Origin of the sequence: Vibrio sp. 10N.222.52.B7 (assembly GCF_041474275.1) — a bacterium.
In the GTDB taxonomy this organism is placed as follows: domain Bacteria; phylum Pseudomonadota; class Gammaproteobacteria; order Enterobacterales; family Vibrionaceae; genus Vibrio; species Vibrio crassostreae_C.
Map to the genome: position 1 here is coordinate 25,339 of NZ_JBFRTU010000070.1, position 18,885 is coordinate 44,223.

The 18,885-nt window shown below is 46.0% G+C and carries 14 protein-coding genes and 2 pseudogenes; 1 reads left to right on the forward strand and 15 read right to left on the reverse strand.

Annotated elements, in window-relative coordinates:
- Positions 1–8: 8 nt before the first annotated feature.
- From AB4512_RS17535 to AB4512_RS17605, 15 genes and pseudogenes are all read right to left on the reverse strand, one after another.
- Positions 9–1,685: an amidohydrolase family protein gene (locus tag AB4512_RS17535; RefSeq protein WP_102319826.1), complete on the reverse strand. Its 1,677-nt coding sequence runs from the start codon at positions 1,683–1,685 to the stop codon at positions 9–11.
- Positions 1,686–1,794: 109 nt separating this feature from the next.
- The gene (locus AB4512_RS17540) at positions 1,795–2,430 is read right to left on the reverse strand and encodes a hypothetical protein (RefSeq protein WP_372175263.1); all 636 of its coding nucleotides are present in this window, start codon (positions 2,428–2,430) and stop codon (positions 1,795–1,797) included.
- Positions 2,390–2,512, reverse strand: a pseudogene (locus tag AB4512_RS17545) (carboxylesterase family protein); the annotation flags it as partial. The gene AB4512_RS17540 and the pseudogene AB4512_RS17545, both read right to left, overlap by 41 nt.
- A 44-nt stretch (positions 2,513–2,556) precedes the next feature.
- Positions 2,557–2,841 (reverse strand): hypothetical protein, encoded by a 285-nt coding sequence (locus AB4512_RS17550; protein ID WP_017062010.1) that lies wholly within the window; start codon positions 2,839–2,841, stop codon positions 2,557–2,559.
- Between the two features lie 377 nt (positions 2,842–3,218).
- A pseudogene (gene tnpC / locus AB4512_RS17555) lies at positions 3,219–4,178 on the reverse strand (IS66 family transposase); the annotation flags it as partial.
- Positions 4,079–4,819, reverse strand: a complete 741-nt coding sequence (gene yegS / locus AB4512_RS17560) for a lipid kinase YegS (protein WP_108111935.1) — start codon at positions 4,817–4,819, stop codon at positions 4,079–4,081. The gene yegS and the pseudogene tnpC, both read right to left, overlap by 100 nt.
- Before the next feature lie 19 nt (positions 4,820–4,838).
- Positions 4,839–5,744 carry a LysR family transcriptional regulator gene (locus tag AB4512_RS17565; RefSeq protein WP_372112947.1) on the reverse strand — a complete coding sequence of 302 codons (906 nt, stop codon included), beginning with the start codon at positions 5,742–5,744 and terminating at the stop codon, positions 4,839–4,841.
- A gap of 78 nt (positions 5,745–5,822) precedes the next feature.
- Complete coding sequence (locus tag AB4512_RS17570) at positions 5,823–7,205, reverse strand: BatD family protein (protein ID WP_372175264.1); 1,383 nt, start codon at positions 7,203–7,205, stop codon at positions 5,823–5,825.
- Entirely contained in the window at positions 7,202–8,908 is a 1,707-nt protein-coding gene (locus AB4512_RS17575; RefSeq protein ID WP_372175265.1) for a VWA domain-containing protein, read from the reverse strand. Before AB4512_RS17575 ends, AB4512_RS17570 begins: the two co-directional genes overlap by 4 nt.
- Positions 8,901–9,980: a VWA domain-containing protein gene (locus tag AB4512_RS17580; RefSeq protein ID WP_372175266.1), complete on the reverse strand. Its 1,080-nt coding sequence runs from the start codon at positions 9,978–9,980 to the stop codon at positions 8,901–8,903. Before AB4512_RS17580 ends, AB4512_RS17575 begins: the two co-directional genes overlap by 8 nt.
- The gene (locus tag AB4512_RS17585; RefSeq protein ID WP_372175267.1) at positions 9,973–10,533 is read right to left on the reverse strand and encodes a DUF4381 domain-containing protein; all 561 of its coding nucleotides are present in this window, start codon (positions 10,531–10,533) and stop codon (positions 9,973–9,975) included. Before AB4512_RS17585 ends, AB4512_RS17580 begins: the two co-directional genes overlap by 8 nt.
- Positions 10,534–11,496 carry a DUF58 domain-containing protein gene (locus AB4512_RS17590; RefSeq protein WP_372123008.1) on the reverse strand — a complete coding sequence of 321 codons (963 nt, stop codon included), beginning with the start codon at positions 11,494–11,496 and terminating at the stop codon, positions 10,534–10,536.
- 12 nt (positions 11,497–11,508) lie between these two features.
- Positions 11,509–12,492, reverse strand: coding sequence for a MoxR family ATPase (locus tag AB4512_RS17595; RefSeq protein WP_017060007.1), 984 nt, complete (start codon positions 12,490–12,492; stop codon positions 11,509–11,511).
- A gap of 149 nt (positions 12,493–12,641) precedes the next feature.
- A complete protein-coding gene (locus AB4512_RS17600; protein ID WP_372175268.1) occupies positions 12,642–15,050 on the reverse strand; it encodes a tetratricopeptide repeat protein in 2,409 nt (802 codons plus the stop codon).
- 192 nt (positions 15,051–15,242) lie between these two features.
- Positions 15,243–16,790, reverse strand: a complete 1,548-nt coding sequence (locus AB4512_RS17605; protein WP_372175269.1) for an arylsulfatase — start codon at positions 16,788–16,790, stop codon at positions 15,243–15,245.
- A gap of 346 nt (positions 16,791–17,136) precedes the next feature.
- Here AB4512_RS17605 and AB4512_RS17610 point away from each other — a divergent pair, with 346 nt between their 5' ends.
- Entirely contained in the window at positions 17,137–18,699 is a 1,563-nt protein-coding gene (locus AB4512_RS17610) for an arylsulfatase (RefSeq protein WP_017064704.1), read from the forward strand.
- Positions 18,700–18,885: the final 186 nt, after the last annotated feature.

Consider the following 18,885-nt stretch of genomic DNA (forward strand, 5'->3'; position numbering starts at 1 on the left):
AGGATAACTTAGCCCGTAACTTTGTTGCGAACCGCTTCACCTGGGTTTGAATCTAACAACATTTCACCAGCTTCAATGATAGGTGTCCCGTTTACAAGTACGTATTTCATGCCTGTAGAAAGGGCATTTGGTTTATCAAATGTTGCAACGGCTTTTACTTCATCAAGTTTGAAAATAGCTAAATCAGCATCTTTACCTACTTGAATACGACCTTTATTTGCCATTTGTGGCACAGCATCCTCAAGAATACGACATGCGTTTAAGCTAGTTCTTTCCATCGCTTCTACTAGTGTTACCGCTTTGTATTCCTCTACATATTTTTCAATAAAACGAGAGAAACAAGCAAGTGAGCGAGGGTGAGCTATTGCGTTGCTTGGAAGTGGCCATACATCACCTTCAATTAATACGCCTTTATCATCCATCCAAGGCATTGCATCTGAAGCGATAGCTGCACCTGGGAACAATACTGAACGGTCCATTTTAGCGCGATCTTCTTTGTTCTCATCGGGTTTTAAGAAGTGCATGACAACCACGGTACCGGGCGCTGATGCTTGTAGTTCAGTGACTTTTTCTTGGTTTAGTGCTTTACCATTCGCTTCCATGTAGCTAGCGCTTGGTACACCCCAACGTTGTAACCAATCGTCACCACGGAAAACTTCTGCGCCAATAACGGAAGAGCCAGCACCATAAGGATAAGCTTCAGTAGTAACGGCTAAACCTTGATCAATGGCGGATTGAACTAAATCGGCACAATCTTCGATATCTTGTACTGACGTGCTGTTGAGGTGACAAATGTGCATGTGTGCACCCGTTGTCGCCGACAGGCTAATGAGTTCTTGGTATGCTTCAAAGCTTGATTTTGGCTCTGCGCTGTTTAGGTAACGAACGTGAGTGTAAGTTGGTACTTCATAGCGTTTTGCTAGTTTAGCAAGATCATAGTACTCTTTGTGGCCATAACCTGGTGCGTAACCCGCGTTAATACCAATGCCTAAGCCCCCCTCTTTAAGACCTTGCTCAACCGAGCCCAGAATTTGTTTTAATTCATCTGGGGTTGCTAGGGTATTTTGCCAATTGTTTTTAGAAAAAGCTTTCTGGAACCAAACAATCGTACCATCAGGAGCAGGCATCGTAGGTTCTTTTGCTTGAATACGAGCGTAAGTCCATGCTACAGAAGCGCCGTAATTAATCGGGCGACCTTCAGCAGCAGTAATATCGTAGTACGTTCCGATTGGGAATAGACCAGATTCCATCTCAAGAGCGGTGGTTACGCCATCGAATGCTTGAGCACGGGCAGCAGGAAGTTGTTGTCCGTGAGCGTGCATATCTATAAAGCCAGGTGCAACCACGAGACCTTCAGCATCGATGATTGTTTTGCCTTGCAGCTTTTTGTCTGAGATTGCAGCAATACGCTTACCTTTAATACCGACGTGACGAATTGCGTCGAGTCCAGTTTCAGGATCAACAACACGGCCATTTTCGATAACGATATCAAATGGCCCTTTCTCGTTAGGCATCAGTTTGATGTTTTGGCCAACCAGTTTTTCAGGGGCTGCATGTAAAACAGAGGCAAAAGGCAGTGCCGCAGCCCCAACCGCTAACTTAGTCAAAGTCGAACGTTTATCTGTATCGACACCATCAAGTAATACTTGCGTAGCGTCCAATTCATTTGGGTCGTAATTTTTCATATTGATACCTGTTATGTTTGTTGTAAAAGAATATTAGTTCATGATTGTTATGAAAACTATGCTGCATGTAGAAAAATCAATCGATTGACTAACACCCACCTTTCCATCATTAGAATCCACTGCCAACCGTTATATAAAACGCGCTGTCAACGTCACTAAAAGCGAGGTCTACCCCCATGTGTAACCCATATCGGCAAGCTATCTGATAGCGAAATCCAGCACCATACGCATCGACACTTTCATCGTCTGACAGACTGCCCTCTACTGTCGCTTTATCCAGGCCATAAAACGCAGAAACGGTCCAACGATTATCAATCGCATTATCGTATTCCGCGACAACACCCAGCCCAGAGGTCACCGAGCTTTCGCCCATAAAATATTGAATAACGCCATTGATAGCGTTATTCACACCTTCATTACTGGTCTCAAACTCTACCGAGCTCTGGCCAATAATCTGTTTCACACCCAGCATCAATGGTGTGTTTGCCACTCGAAACTGGAGCTGCTGAAGCGCAGCGACTCCCGAGTTTTTTGTGCCGAATTGAATCGTTTTGTTGTACGACGCACCTATACTGAACTCTTTGAAAATATCGAGGTTCGCCTTTCCAGCGCCAACGCCACCCGTATATCGAATGGTATCTTTTAGCCACGACGGTATCACCGTTAATGTCGGTATCAGAACCTGCGCCATATTCAAAGTCCCCACCATGAATAAAGACATACACGGGTAATGACTCTGAACCATTGATCTCCGAAGGACGCCAAAAATTAAGATTCAAGCAATCTTCAGATTGCTCTTGCTGGGTTATTTTAAGCTGTGGGCACACGGCGCCAAATTGTGTCGCATCTATAGCGCTATCAGCATTGTGTTCTAATTGACGGAGTGACTGTGCTGAAAACGTTGTTGATCGGCGTAAGTGATTCCTTTAAACGCTTCAATGGATACGCGTTGCTCGTCACCTGCTAAGGTATTGATCACAACAGACTCTCTATTTGCGAAAAGAGTCGCGTCCCCGATGGATACTGAAACCTGCTCTGTTGGTAATGTCTGAAGCGGTTCTGGCTTAATAGGACGTGAGCTGGTTTCATCACTACCCCACGCAGAAAGAGCAACAGTGATAGCGATAACCATGAGTGAGCGATGCGTTAAATTCATGGTTGTACCCATAAATGTGTTCGGCCATCTGACCTGATATTGGTATCATCAAACCTGAGAATCCCTATGCTCAGCCATGCTCATTTCTGGAGTATTTGAAGTATTTTTTCTTTATGGTGCGATATTAATTCACTCTTTAAATTTGAATAAATCGCTTATGCAGGACGTGATCCTACATATATTCACTACCGTGAGTGGATGTCGCTTTTTATTTATCACAAAGACTTCTTGTTGTACCTTCTTTGGCTGACTATCTAGGGTTGATAAAATTTCAACGGGTTCTTGAAACAGCTCTATAGGGGGTTGCTGTGACTCTCCTTCTGAAGCTTCAAACTCACCAAAGAACCCAAATATGTTATTAGAGTCCGATGGCATAGTTAGCACCAAACGTAAGTTTCGAGGCCAAAGCCAATATTGTTGAGGTCTGTTTTGACTTGACCCGAAGAGGTCCAAGGTAGAAGTGCGTCGATATCAGGCTCTGCTTTCGCGAGCTCTTTCATGCACTTGACCATGTAGTCTTAGAGGATAAGACCGTTGGCTTTTGCAGTCTCGACGATACTGTAAAGCATCGCGCTCGCCTCAGCACCGTTTGGTGTGTTGGAGAATAGCCAATTTTTCCTGCCAATAACCAGCGGTTTAATTGCGCGTTCAGCGCGATTATTATCGATAGATAAGTGACCATCGTCGATATAACGAATGAGTTTAGGCCATTGCCCGAGCTAGTACTTTATTGCTTTGCCTAGTGGGCTAGAGCCTATCACCTTCTGGGTTGTCATCCATTGGTAAAGCTCATCCAGTATCGGCTTGGCATACGCTTAACGCTCTGCTTTGCGTTCTTCGGCAGGCGCACCTTTTAAGCGTGATTCTATCCCGTAGAGCTTTTGGGGGTTAGCCAGCACTTTATCAGCCTTGCCCGATTTACCTTCCCCTTGAAGCTTCTTCGCGTCCATGAACTTGCGTTAAGCACCCCACATTAGTGACGTGATGCAGACCATGATAAGCCGTGTAGCCATCGGTTTGTAGATAAGCGTTGTAGTCACCTAAAAAGTCCACGGGGCACACCCTCGCGCGACTGTTTTGATAGTCGTACAAGGCGATTTTTTCACATTCGGCAGTGCCGCTTCGGGCGAGTCAGCGCCTGAGCAGTAAAGCCACATATAACACTGCTTCTCTTCTTTGAGCACATTGAGCGGCGTTTCATCCGCCTGAACCACCACTTGTTGAAGTAGGTTCTCCTTCAAGGCCACATACAGCGGGGCGAACTTCTCACTGACTTGGATAACCCACCTTGCCATGGTGGCGCGTGATAGCTCGATACCCGACTGGGTAAACAGCGATCATCAATCAATGCATTGGGTGCTAACTCTTGTCCTCCACCCGCTAAGCGACCATTACAAAAAGCACCAACAAGGATCTCGCCGGTAAAGCTGCCTTTGTCTATGGGCAACGTGCCACTGTAGGGCTTAAAGCCAAGTGCTTTCACCACACCTGTTAGTGTATACGCACCGCCACCGAGAAAATCTTTAAGCTCGACTGGCGTTTCAGCTGTGACTTCAGCACCAAAACCCGCCGCAGCGACATTCATAAAATAGCGGTCATTCGCACGCGCGCTATCCACCGCAAACGCCTTGCCTTCCAGAGCTAGTTCAAAAGCACCCGAAATATCGTTAGGTATTCCCGTTGCGGTAGCAAAATCATTCGCAGTGCCCATTGGGATAAGCGCCAGTTGTGGTCTTTCACTGGCACGGAACTGGTTGAGCGCGTTAACGGCTTCATTCACCGTTCCATCGCCACCGACAACAATCAGACGCTTAACACCATCGCATATTGCCTCGCTTACCAAACGAAACATGTCCGACGATTCCCAAGTCACTCTAACTTGCAGGTCAATATCATTGTCCCTCGCCGCAAAGATGGCTTGCCTTAATTCCGGGATATTGGCTTTCTTTCCGTTTAAAATCACGCGAATGCTGTCCATGGCTATGTCCTTGTATAGGCTAACTTGATAACTCTTTTGCTGCCGCTTTGATCTTAGCTCGTAACCACTTATGGCTTGGTTCATTAGTACGGCTTGGATGCCAAATCATACACATATCGAGGTCTTCCAACTCGAAGGGTAATGGTAGTGTTTTTACCGCGTACTTTTCAGCAAAACAACGCACTGATGAAACAGGCATTACTCCGATGTACTCAGAGCCTTCGATAACAGGAAGCATCTCTACAACGCCCGCTGCGCGATACACGATTCTACGTTTCTCAAGGTCACTATAGTGCTCAGAGCTTAATAAGCTTTTGCGCGCATGCCACCTAGAGACCACCACATGCTCGAGTGCTAAGAACTGTTCCATATCGATGGTATCGCCAACCGTAGGATGATCACTACTACACACCACCACCAGCTCTTCTGTAGAAATCACCTCGTGCTTAAGCATGGTTCTTCCTTTAGGCGTCATATCAACAATCACGTCGTGTCTTTGCAGCCTTAAATCAGACTCATAGTCTTCGGTAAACAGAGGATGAACCTCTAACGCGATACCTGGTGCGACTTGGCTGATTAACCGCATGACTTTTGGCATCATTTCGTAGCTCGCCGCCGAGACGCAGGCAATGGAAAACACGCGGCCTGAGGTTTTAGGATCGAAGTCTCTTGATGCGGATAAGGTAGAAGTAAAGTTTTTAAGTGCAGCGGCCATTGCAGGATAGATATCAATAGCGAATGTGGTTGGCTCTACGCCTGATGTGGTGCGATGAAACAGTGGCTCATCATAGATATCTCTCAACCTTGCAAGTGCTTTACTCACTGCTGGTTGGCTTATATCCATGCGATTAGCAGCTCTAGATAAGTTCTGCTCTTCATAGATAGCAACAAATATAGGAATTAGATTTAGTTCGGTACTTTTCATACAGTTCCATATTAAAGAAGCAGGTTCCCCATAGTAGAGAACCTGCCGATTATGTTCGATGCGAATAACTAAAGTTTGCTACTTAGTTCTATCTTTTAAGTTTGGCAAGGCTTTAGGGATTTTCAAGCGAGCGGCAATTGAACGAGAATTGCTTGAGTTTGATGTGTCACTGGGCAAGTTACGTAACCCTTTCCATAAACGAGTGAATACGTTTTTATCTTCACATCCTTGTTGAAGGGCTTCGCTATCTTCTAGCCAACGCTTTTGTCCATTTGATTTACCATGTTGCGCTTTATCCAGTTGCACTTTATTCAGTTCTAACTGAGAGGTTTGGTTTCGCAATTGACGGTAGATAAAGGTTCTTAATGCAGCCCAATTACCTTGCTTAACTAAACGACGTAGTACCAGCCAACTCGGTGTTGGGCGGTTTGCGTAGTAACGCTTAACCGAAACAATCAACGCAATGCAGACTAACAACACCAAACCAACACTAATAAACACCGACATGTAGGCTTTGATGAAAGATTGGACTGTGTGTTTGGCTTCAAACACTTCGCCTTTTATCACCACGTTTTCAAGGCGTTGATTTTTGCTGTCCCACCACTGAAATGAAAACTCTGGCAGCGTAAACTCACCACCCTGCTGAATCACATATACAGTCTGTTCAACTCGGCTTGAGCGATAATCACCACGTTCTTGAGTGTCATCCAAACGGTTGGGCTGTGGGTAAGCTTGGAACTGCTTAGTGGACTTATTGGTTAGCACATCTGGCAGCAAAACAGAAAAGCTGTCTTTTGCCTTAATCGTGATAGTTCGAGTAATAGCATCGCCAACTTTTAGCTCTTCACTTGAGCGTTGCCATTGCTGCTCTATATCTACTTCTGTCGCAGAAAACCAAGGCGTTTCATTATCGAGTAAACCTGAAGGCAACGAAGCTTCAAACTTAATCGGCTGCGTGTAAAGCGTACCGCCCACGTTTGAACCATCAGGAGCAGAAACTTGGATACGAACCGGTACGGTTGGAATAACAAACTCACCGGAAGTCATCGGATAAAGCGTCACTTCCCAACGCTGACGTGACCATGTAGTACCACCGACTCTTTCTGTGTAGTTCATCGCGAGTTGGTTACGCTGCTTAGCGATAACGTTAGGGATTTCGATACTGCCGATTCGAGTGCCGCCCGTTAACCAGCGCGGTGTCGCCACCTCAATGTTCAGAATGACCTGCTCATTTACGCTGACTTTGCCCGGCGTTATTTTGTCGCCTGACTTGGGTTTCTCGCCAATCCAAGCGATAAGCTCAACGTCACCACTTTTTTGCAGATCGAAGATATCGGCAGCAGAAGCAACAGCAGGAAAAAACCAACTCAATATAAGAATCATCGACAGTAGCCACTTATGGGATCTGAATCGCACTCTCTTTGATTGAATCGCTTCAAGAGCTAAATCATATCGACTCATTGCGTTTGCTCCTGTTTTGACGCTTGTTCGATGGAAGGCGCAGGATCTCTTAACTGAATTTGGAATTTGGATTTCAAGAAGAACTTAGGATCGGCTTCTACTCGCTTTAACCACTTGTCGGCAAGCTCTTGGCTGCCCAAAATCTCATTCGCGTTAAGTGTTTCCTTAAGCATCAATTCCGCTACCGTTTCTTCTTCAGCGCCATCACCCGTTCGCGGCTGATCGTCTTCGAGTTCTAAAGATTCTTCAGGGCCATCTGTGGTTCCAGACTGGCTTTCACTGGTTCGGTTTACCTCTTCGACAATTCCACTAAGCACAGCAAGATTGTTCTCCACATCCGTTCTTAGTTCTGGTGACAGATCCTCTTTCTCACTTAATGATTTCAAGAGGTCTCGTGCGGCAAGGTATTCACGCTGCCTAGCTAACGCACTCGCTGCATTGTACAAACCAAGGTCAGTTTTGGTTTGCAAAAACGCACTGTGAGCGAGCTTAAAATCACGAGCATAGTAATAAGCCGCGCCCTTTCGCATTGGGTCAGTAAAATGTTTGGCAGCTTGAAGATATTCTTTCTGATTCAACAGGCGTTGACCTTGCTGATCGGGCGTTAACCATAAGTCCCACCACCATTGAGCTGTTTTGTCCCAAGTAGTAACCGACTCCACCACAACGGGTTTCTCAGCGGTTAAGTTGACCGTTTTCGCCAAAGTGTCTGGTGAATACATGCTGCTTGTGATCATCAAACCAACGACACACCACTGCACCAACCAGCCTTTTCTGAACCACAACAACATGATAATCGCCATTGGGATAAGCAAGCCATAGCCCATGTCTTTCCAAGGCATTGAAGATTCGCCGTTGAGCTGCATGTTTCTTTCAACCGCTCTGTTCAGTTGTTGGATATCCGAATCATCAACGGTCACTTCAATCACTCGTCCACCCGTCTTACTCGCTAAGTTACGCAGTGAATCTAGGTCGACAGGGTTATCGCTCACCACATTACTGTTTCCTGCGGCGAGAATGAGCAACTGATACGGATTGTCGTTAAAGAAACTCTCGTACGCCCTAATGGTGCTTGGGTTTACACCATCTGATACCAGCAGTACAGAAGAGCCTAACTCACCAGACAGTTGTTGATTAATCAATGGCAGTGCTTCTTCTGCTGACTTACCTGATACCGGCATGATATCGGGTGTGATAGCCGCTAGAAACGGTTCGAATACCTTGCTGTCTTGAGTAACGGGCATCGCGACGTGTGCGCTGCCTGCGTAAACCACTAAGCCCGTATTACCGCCTTTCCGAGCTGCTAATAAGTCTCTAATCTTCTGCTTAGATCGTTCCAAGCGACTCGGTGGTAAGTCTTTAGCGAGCATAGATTCACTGTTATCAAGCACAACCAACATCGACGCTTTGTCTTCACCAAAAGGCGAAGCCTCACGCTGCCATGTTGGGCCAGAACAGATAATGATGGCGATAGTTACAATCACCACCAATAGCTTCAATGGCAGCTGCTTACGCCAGCCAGTTTCGCCAATCGTCAATGCATCACGTAAATGTGTAGGTAAAATGTCTTTCCACGTTGGTTTGGTCTCTTCTCTCCAACGAACCCATAACAGGAAGAACATCGGAATAAAGGCCAACAACCACAAAGGTCGGATAAAATGAAACTGGGTAAAGAACTGTTGTATCGTGAGAGAATCAGGCATCACTCTCTCCTTTCAAATTCTTAACAGAAGAAGCGAGCAGCGATCTTCGGCGTATCGTTGCTAAGCTGAATGCGGTCAAATACATCACTACAACAATCGCCATCAAATAGTGGTGCAGCCCCTGTTTAGGGCGATAAGTGGTACTTTCATATAATTGTGGCTCTAGTTCACCGATTTGAGCGTAGGCTTTGGTTAGTTCGTCGCGGTTAAGCGCCTCAAAGGCTTCGCCACCAGACTCTTGAGCCACTCGTTTGATGGTTTCCATATCCAAAGCCACTTCACCAACGGTTTGTGGGTCACCCATGGCGATCACGTGAATACGAACGCCTTTCGCCTTCGCCACTTTGGCGGCATCAATCGGTTCAACAAAGCTTCCCGTATCATTACCGTCGGTTAGTACGATCACGACCTTCTCTTTTTCGTTGGCATCAACACTTGAATCTTGAACGGCAGCACTCTGCTTTTCGCTTTGTTCAAACACCTTAATCGCCAAGCCAATTGCATCACCTAAGTGCGTGCTTTGCCCTGCCATAGCGACATCGGTTTGATTAAGCAGTTCAAGCCAGACATCTTGGTCAGCTGTAAACGGTGTTTGTACAAACGCTGCATCACCAAAAAGAATCAAACCGAGTCGATCCCCTTTTCGGGTAGTCGCAAAATCAGCCAGCACTTCTTTGGTCGCGTCCAAACGAGATATTTTATCGCCCCGCTTAGAGGTAAAGTCTTGTTCTGCCATTGAGCCAGATAAATCGACCACTACCATCACATCACGACCTAATTGTTCGCGAACTTGCGGCTCACCAAGAATGGTTGGTTTAGCGAGCGCGCACACCACTAATGCCCAAGTAATAATGAGCGTGGTTCGTTGCCACCAGCTTGGAGTTAACTGGCTTGCACCTTCTGACGGCGCTTCACCAATCGCTTCAACCAATTCACTGAAAAATGGCACCTTGATGGCCATTTGCTTGGTTCGATAAGCTGGCACAGCGAAGTAGACCAACAAAGGCAGAGGTAACGCAATAAACCACAGCGGATGCGCAAATTCAAAGCTGGAAGATAAAACATCAAACATTGTCTTGCCCCTCAGCCATTACCTGTACATTCGGTTTTGTTTGTACATCGGGTTTATGAAGCTTTAACCACATCATCGCAGTTTGAATCACCTCTAAACGCTGTTCAAAGCTCAAACGCACATTAGGGTCAATTAAGCTCTGCATCCATAATTCCGAAACTTCATCGGCAAAGAACGCATTGCTGTTTTCACTCGTGTTGGCGCTAACAGGCAGATAAGCGTTCAAACGGTTCACATAAGCTTGGCCAAACAACTTGGCATTACTGCTGTCTAGGTAACGAAGCACCACTTTGAGGACTTTAAAGGTTCGTTCGGTTGAGTTCTTGTCTCTTGCATCCAGTACCATGAGTTCTTGAAGCGCTTCTTTGCGATAACGGTTATTCCACCACCTTAACGCCAAGCGATAAGCCAGATAGATAGCGACCAATAACAGAATAACGCCAAGGATCTTCCAGCCGATCGTTTGAGGAGCCCAGCTCACACTGTCAGGAATGGCGACATCATGTAGGTCGCGAAGGATATAAGTACTTGGAGGCGTATGTTCAACAGCCATTTAGCGCCCTCCCACTAGTTTCTGCAGCTGTGATATGTGATTGCCCGACGTGTCTAATTCTATATAAGGGAGGTTTTTCATCGCCATCAATTTAGCAAGGGACAGTTTCTGAAGTGCCGCTTTTTGGGCAAGGCTTTTACTTGCGAGGTTAACCTTAGATTGGCTATCCAGATTAAGTTGAAAGCGACCATCACCCACCACCCAGTTTGCGCTTGCCAGATCTTGAGGCAATGATTGTTCTAATGGATCGGTGACCATAATGGCTAAGATGTCGTTGTGTTGCTGCAGTTGCTTTAGTCGGTCAAGATGTTGCTCTTGGCAATCTCGCCAATCACTAATAAAGATTAAGGTCGATTGCTTTAATCTCATTCGTTTTATCAGTTCAATCCACTGGCTAAATCCAACACCTTCGCTATCGCTCACACTGACACCTAAGCTTTGATTAGCCTTGGTAAGATGTTTTAACTGAGCCAATAAGTCCGATTGAGAACGCTGCGCTTTGGTATGAAAGAGCTTTTGGTGCGACGCCAAAACGAAACCAACTCGATCACCATCTTTCAGCACTCGCCATCCACACAATGCCGCCACTTCGGCAGCCACAACAGATTTCATGGTGTTTTGAGACGCAAAGAACATCGAACTGCGCTGATCGACACAGATCATCACATTACGGTCTTTCTCTTCGGTATAGCTACGAACATGAGGCTTACCCGTTCGCATCGTAACTTTCCAATCGAGATTACGGATATCATCACCCAATTGGTAATGACGTAATTCTTCGAAGTTCAAACCACGACCACGGAACAAAGAGTTATGTCTGCCCGAAAGTACGCTGCCCGCTTTTAAATGAGGTAACAGTGAAAACGACTCAGCTTGAGCCTGAATTCGCACTAACCTTGAATAATCACAATACAGTCGTGGATCAAGGCCTTGCGATTTGGGAGCTTGTGTTGGCTTCGCCATGACGCCCCCTAGTTATCCAATCTCAACATTATCGAGCAGTTCTTCAACCACTCTTTGATGGTCAACACCATCGGCCAATGCGTCGTAAGACAACGAGAATCGGTGACCTAATACGGTTGGTAACATGGCACGCACATCGTCCAACGTGACATGGTCACGTCCTTGCAACCATGCATAAGCGCGAGCACATTTATCCAACGCGATGGAAGCACGCGGACTTGAACCAATCTCAATCCATTTAGACAAGTTTGATTCTGGGTAACGCTCTGGCTTACGAGTTGCCATCACCAAGGCCACAATGTAGTTCTCAACTAAATCAGAAACGGCAATGTCTGGAAGTTGGCGCCGAGCTTCAAGTACCAACTCAGGTTCAATATGTTGTGGCGTGACTAATTCTGAACTGGTCTCGCTACCGAGTTCCTCACTGCGCACAAGTCGAATGATGTCACGTTCCGCTTCGTCTTCTGGGTAGTCGACCGTCACTTTCATAATGAAACGGTCCATTTGCGCCTCAGGTAGCGGATAAGTACCTTCTTGTTCAACTGGGTTTTGAGTGGCCAATACCATGAACAAGTCAGGAAGGATGTGAGTTTGGCCGCCCACGGTTATCGTGCCTTCCGCCATAGCTTCAAGCAGAGCCGCTTGTACCTTTGCAGGCGCACGGTTCACTTCATCGGCTAAAACAATGCTGTTGAAAATAGGACCCGGTTGGAAATGCAGTTGCGGCTTGCCATCAAGCTCTTGATACACCTCCGTACCCGTCACATCTGACGGCAGCAGGTCAGGAGTAAACTGAATTCGACCAAAACTGGTGTTCAGTAGATTCGCCAGCGATTTTACTGAGCGAGTTTTCGCAGTACCGGGAAGCCCCTCAAGAAGCACATGTCCATTAGTCAATAACCCTATCACCAGAGCCCGAACGACGTGGCTCTGACCGATAACACTTTTCTCTGTTTGTTCAATCAGTTGGTTTATTGCTTGTTGCGCATGGTTCATAGGTCTTCCCTTAATTCAATCTGGCTGCGTACATCCTACTCACAAGCTCCATAACTATTAGTTATACACATGATAAACAGTTATAAACGCGATAATTGGTTACAAGCGGAATAAGCAGCAAGCTCGATAGCCAAGCTCACCTCATCGCTTTATTTAAACCTAGCTTTCAATTGGTTAATGGCTTCCGGCGGTGCCACTTTGCTCAATGATGAAATACATTGCTCAAACGCCTTTGGTACGCCCGGTATATGACTGTTTCGCGCCAACACTTCACACTGGGCATACAGGTGCTGTGGGTTGCGGCTAAATTGGTAAGCCTTATGCAGTGATTGACTTGCCGCAAGCACATCCGATTTTTCCAAAGCCAATCCGTACACATACCAATATTGAGGGTCGGTTTGCGCAGTTTCAGCGGCTTGTTTAAGGTAGTCCGTTGCTTGTTTGTAATCTTTCACACGAAGCAGAGACAATCCTGTGCTGTATGGCAAAACACTCGATTTAGGCTGAGCTTCAATACCTTGCTTCAAGGTCGACAACGCTTTTGCCTCGTTACCTTGCGCTCGATACAAATCCGCTAAATTGGCGTAACTGTTTTCGAAATAAGGCTCAATCTCGATAGCGCCTAGATAAAACTCAATCGCTTTGTCGTGCTGGCCTAAATCTCGGTAAACGTTGCCTAGGTTAGTACGTCCAAATCCTCTGTCGGCATTAAATTGCTGTATTTCAATGTACTCTTCTAATGCAGGCTTGATTTGGTCTTTCTGCAGAGGGTTCATTTCTCCCCAATAACGCACTAATGCGCCTGCGGTTTCTGAACGAATCGACAATACAGGGTCTTTCAGTAGCGGCTCTAGAATTTGCCAACGGTCAGTGAATGGGAAACCAGACGAGCCTTGTACCACACCCAAACGGATCATTTCATCATCATGTTTCACCGCTCTTGCCAGCGAAATAAGCGTATTCTTACCCGTATTACCGCCCAAACGTTCTAAGCTCGATGCACGAATGATATTGCTTAAGCTAGAGTCCTGAGCCGAGTATGCCAACGCATCCTCTGCACCTCTGTGCCCTATCGAGTCAGCATAAAAGGCAACGGCAAAGTGCTGCTGATTACGATACTTAGAATCTGGGAACCACTCACCGATTTGCTTATCTGCCCACTGGTCGGCTTGATCTGCATGACAGCTAGTGCACACGTTCGGCGTTTTAATGTGTTGGCTAATATCAGGACGTGGGATATGCCAACTGTGGTCACGCCTTGGGTCGACCTCCATGTAAGTCGTCTCTGGCATGTGACAAGTCGTGCATTGTGAAGCTACAGTATTCGCTTCGTGGAATGTGTGCTTTTCAGGCGTGTATTCTGATGCAATATGACATTGGCTACACACGGCTTCTTCGGCAATTTTTAGTTCAGCGGTATGAGGATCGTGGCAGTTAGTACATGTGACGCCTTTTTCAGCCATCACGGATTGAAGGAAAGATCCGTAAACGTAATCTTCATCGTAGATTTGACCATCGTTGTGGTAAAGCTCTGGGGTAATCAAGCTCAAGCGATACTTATCAAAGAAAGACCCGTTAACGTGATCACCCGTTTCATTTAACTGAGTACGACGGCTGTGGCATTGAGCACAGGTTTGAACTTGATTGGTATGGATGATGTCTTTTGGTTGCAGGGTTGAATTACCCTCTTGATAGATCCACTCTTTGACCGACTTCGACAAGTCGCGGTCAAAACCATAATGCGCCGAGACTGGAGCATCCTTTCCACCGTTAGCTTTTGCTAGCTGAGCCTTTTCAACGTGCTCACTCGCAGGGCCATGACACGCTTCACAACCGACATTAATCTCAGACCAAGTAGTGTTGTAGGTATTACTCGCGCTGTCGTAGTTTTTCTCTAGGTTCGTTGAATGGCAATCAGCACACATGAAGTTCCAGTTTTGACCGCTATTGGTCCAGTAGAATTCATCGGTGTTGGTGGTATCAGGATAGAGGTGAAACCAGCGTTGACCGCCTTCGCCCTCAGTGCGAGAATCCCAAGCGAAAGGAATCAACTGTACACGGCCGTCTTCAAATTCAACCATGTATTGTTGTAGTGGTTCAAAGGCAAAGGTATAGCTGATTTTGTAATCTTTAAAGTGGCCGTCTTGCCCTTCAATATTGACCCAGAACTCTTCGCCCTTGCGGAAAAATCGGTTGGGTTTTCCGTCATGAGTGACCGTTTGATCGTTGAAATCACCTAATACAGATTCGTCTGTAGCGTGCTTCATCGCCATATCATGATGAGAGCCCTCCCACGCTTCGACTTCTGCACTATGACAATCAACACACGCTTCCGAACCGACATACGTGGCTTTAGAGCCGATAGGTAAAGCATCAGAGCTAACGTGCGAAGCTACAAAGTTGGCCTTTGAAATATCAGAGTTGATATTAGGGTCTTGCTCGTTGGCATAGGCGTTCAGACTGAACAGCGACAACATCAGTGAAGACAAGATTGCGGATAATACTGCGACTCGCTGGTGTTTCAATCCGTTTACCAGTGAGCACAACCATGCAGACATAACATTCCTTGTTTTTATACATCCTTATGCTTAATAAGGTAGACGTAAAAACAACGAATTTACAATTATTTAGTGGCAATGAGCTCGATAGTTGTGACTCATATTCACGACCGGGATTTACTCATCGGTATGCGCATAAAAAAAGAGCTCCTAAGAGCTCTTCAATCTGTTCAGTTTCACTCAAACAATCACTTACTTGTTATGAGATTCCTGAAGTTTTTCCATTACCTGATCCAAGCTAAAGCTCGCGGCTTTTTGGCGTGGCGGGTATTCAGCAAAGGTTTCTAGGAACTTGCCGACATACGCCTGTGCTGGAACGAACATATAAGCATGGTCTAACAACCAATCGTAGTATGTATTCGAGGTAATGTCTGCGTTTTCGTATGGGTCCATACGCAGGTTAAACAGCTTAGGAAGACGTAACGTCACGAACGGTTCAGCCCAAATTTGCATGGTACCCGTTGCACGCTGCTCCATGAACACCGCTTTCCATTGGTTGTAACGAAGCGCCGCTAAATCACCATCATCGGTAAAGTAGAAGATCTCCGAACGACGGCCTTTCTCTTCTTCACCCGTTAGATAAGGAAGAAAGTTATAACCATCTAGGTGAAGCTTAAACGTTTTATCACCTGCAGTATGGCCTTTGAGCAGTTTCTCTTTGATTTGATCATCACCTGCGGCTGCTACGAAGGTTGGCATCCAGTCCATGTGATGCATAATTTCGTTAGAGACACTGCCCGGTTCAATCTTACCAGGCCAACGAACCATTGCTGGTACACGGTATGCGCCTTCCCAGTTGGTGTTTTTCTCACCACGGAACGGGGTTGTGCCCGCATCAGGCCAAGAGTTCATGTGTGGACCATTATCCGTTGAGTAGAAAACAATCGTATTGTCTTTGATACCCAACTCATCCACTTGCTTCAATAGTTGCCCAACGTGTCGATCGTGCTCAACCATACCATCAGCGTAGTTACCGACACCGGTTACGCCTTTACTGTCGGCTTTCACGTGCGTTCTAAAGTGCATACGTGTCGCGTTCCACCACACGAAGAATGGTTTGTCCGCTTTCACTGCGCGATCCATAAAATCAAGTGCCGCGTCTAGTGTTTCTTCATCAACCGTTTCCATACGCTTACGCGTCAGTGGACCGGTATCTTCAATCTTGCCATCAGCGAATGACTTAATGACACCACGAGGGCCAAATTTCTTACGAAACTCAGGATCGGTTGGGTAATCTTCATTCTCTGGTTCTTCTTCAGCATTTAGGTGGTAAAGGTTGCCAAAAAATTCGTCAAACCCGTGTGCTGTTGGAAGGAATTCATCTTTATCGCCAAGGTGGTTTTTACCAAATTGACCTGTCATGTAACCCATAGGTTTCAGCATTTCTGCGATTGTCGCGTCTTCTGCTTGTAGGCCAATGTCTGCGCCCGGCAAACCTACTTTACTCAAACCCGTTCGTAACACACTTTGTCCCGTGATAAAGGTAGAGCGACCCGCAGTACAAGATTGCTCTGCGTAATAGTCCGTAAACATCATCCCTTCTTTCGCGATGCTATCAATATTCGGGGTTTTGTAACCCATGAGACCGAAGGTGTATGCACTCACATTGGATTGACCAATATCGTCCCCCCAAATAACCAATATATTTGGCTTTTCAGCCGCAAAAGTGGCGCTGGACGCGGCCATCATCGCTGTACCCAAAATCGCTAATCGACGTTTAGCGCCATATTTCGCTGTCATAGAAACCTCTTCGTAAGTTATTTGCATCCTGCCCTACAACGTATAGTCCATTTTTTACACATGCGCGAGATTCCCTAAGCTATTAATCTTTTTGTCATTTTTATTGAGATACGGATACAGAAATCATCGATAAGGTTTACGCCAACAAACATGATAAGGATCACACATACAAACTAAGGCTTTATTCTACGTACCCACTGGAGCTGATATTAATCAATAGGTTACCTAAGCATCATAACGATTGGTTATAAGCACTATAAAAGGACGTAACGGAATTTTGAGAATAACATTTGCTCATCGATGCGTTGTTCTAACGCATTAATCTTAAAAGTGAATCGGAGTCCTTATGGGTACTAAAATTAATAAACTAGCATTAGGTGTTGGCTTATTAGCAGCTTCTTCAGCGGCAACAGCAGCGGAAAAACCGAATATTCTTGCTATCTGGGGTGATGACATTGGTGTTTTCAACATCAGTGCATACAACAACGGTATGATGGGTTACGAAACGCCAAACATTGACCGTATTGCGAATGAAGGCGCACTATTTACTGACCACTACGGTCAACAATCGTGTACTGCTGGTCGTGCTGCATTCCTAACCGGTCAAGAACCTTTCCGTACTGGTCTATTGACTATCGGTATGCCAGGTTCGGACCACGGTATCCCTGATTGGGCTCCAACGATTGCAGACCTTCTGAAAGAACAGGGCTACATGACCGCTCAGTTTGGTAAGAATCATATGGGTGACCAAGACAAACACCTTCCAACGAACCACGGCTTTGACCAGTTCTTCGGTAACCTATACCACTTAAATGCAGAAGAAGAGCCTGAAACATATTACTACCCTAAAGACCCAGAGTTCCGTAAGAACTACGGCCCTCGTGGTGTAATCAAGTCTACTGCTGACGGTAAGATTGAAGATACTGGCCCAATGACGCGTAAGCGTATGGAGCATGCGGATGAAGAGTTCCTAGAAGAATCTCTAGCATTCATGGAAAAAGCGGTAAAAGCTGACAAACCATTCTTCATCTGGCACAACACCACTCGTATGCACGTGTGGACTCGCCTACAAGAGAAATACCAAGGTAAGTCAGGTATCAGTATTTATGCTGATGGTATGTTAGAGCATGATGACCATGTTGGTGTGCTTCTAGACAAGCTGGATGAACTAAAAATCGCTGACAACACTATCGTAATTTACTCTACCGATAACGGTGCTGAAACGGTTTCTTGGCCTGATGGCGGCGCAACTTACTTCCACGGTGAGAAAGGTACAACTTACGAAGGTGGTATGCGTGTGCCTCAGCTAGTTCGCTGGCCTGGGACTATCAAACCTGGAACTAAAATCAACGATATCATGGGCCACCAAGACTGGATTCCTACTCTACTAGCAGCCGCTGGTGATGATAAAGTGGTTGAGAAGCTAGCATCTGACAAAGGTGCAACTTACAACGGTAAAAACTGGCGCGTACACCTAGATGGTTACAACTTCCTGCCTTACTTCCAAGGTAAAGAAGAGAAAGGCCCTCGTGACAGCATGCTTTACTTCTCTGCTAACGCTGAGCTAAACGCAGTACGTTGGAATGACTTCAAGATTTCGTTTGCTGTGATGGATGGTAACATTGTGGATGCAGTTCGTTTCCAACCAAACTGGCCTCAAGTTGTTCACCTACGTGCTGACCCATTCGAGAAAGCACCGCACGAGTCTGGTATGTACCTACGCTGGATGGCAGACAACATGTGGTTATTCGTTCCAGTAGGAAATCAGGTTCAAGAGTTTATGACGACGCTACCAGATTACCCTATGCAGAATAGCCAAGTACTGAACCCAGGTAACTTCAACCAGAATGCTTACATGCTTCAAGGTAAACTTAAGCAACTAGAAGCAGCCGCAGCACAAGCTAAATAAGCTACTCTAGATTAAAAATGTAATAACGAAGCCGTGGTGACTGAATGCAGTGACCGCGGCTTTTTAGTATCCAATACAAATAACATAAGACGCGAACCGCCAACTAGTACAATTCACACCCAACCTACCCTCTCATTTTTCAAAAATAAAAACTCACACTAGTCAATGTGAACCTTAATATATGAC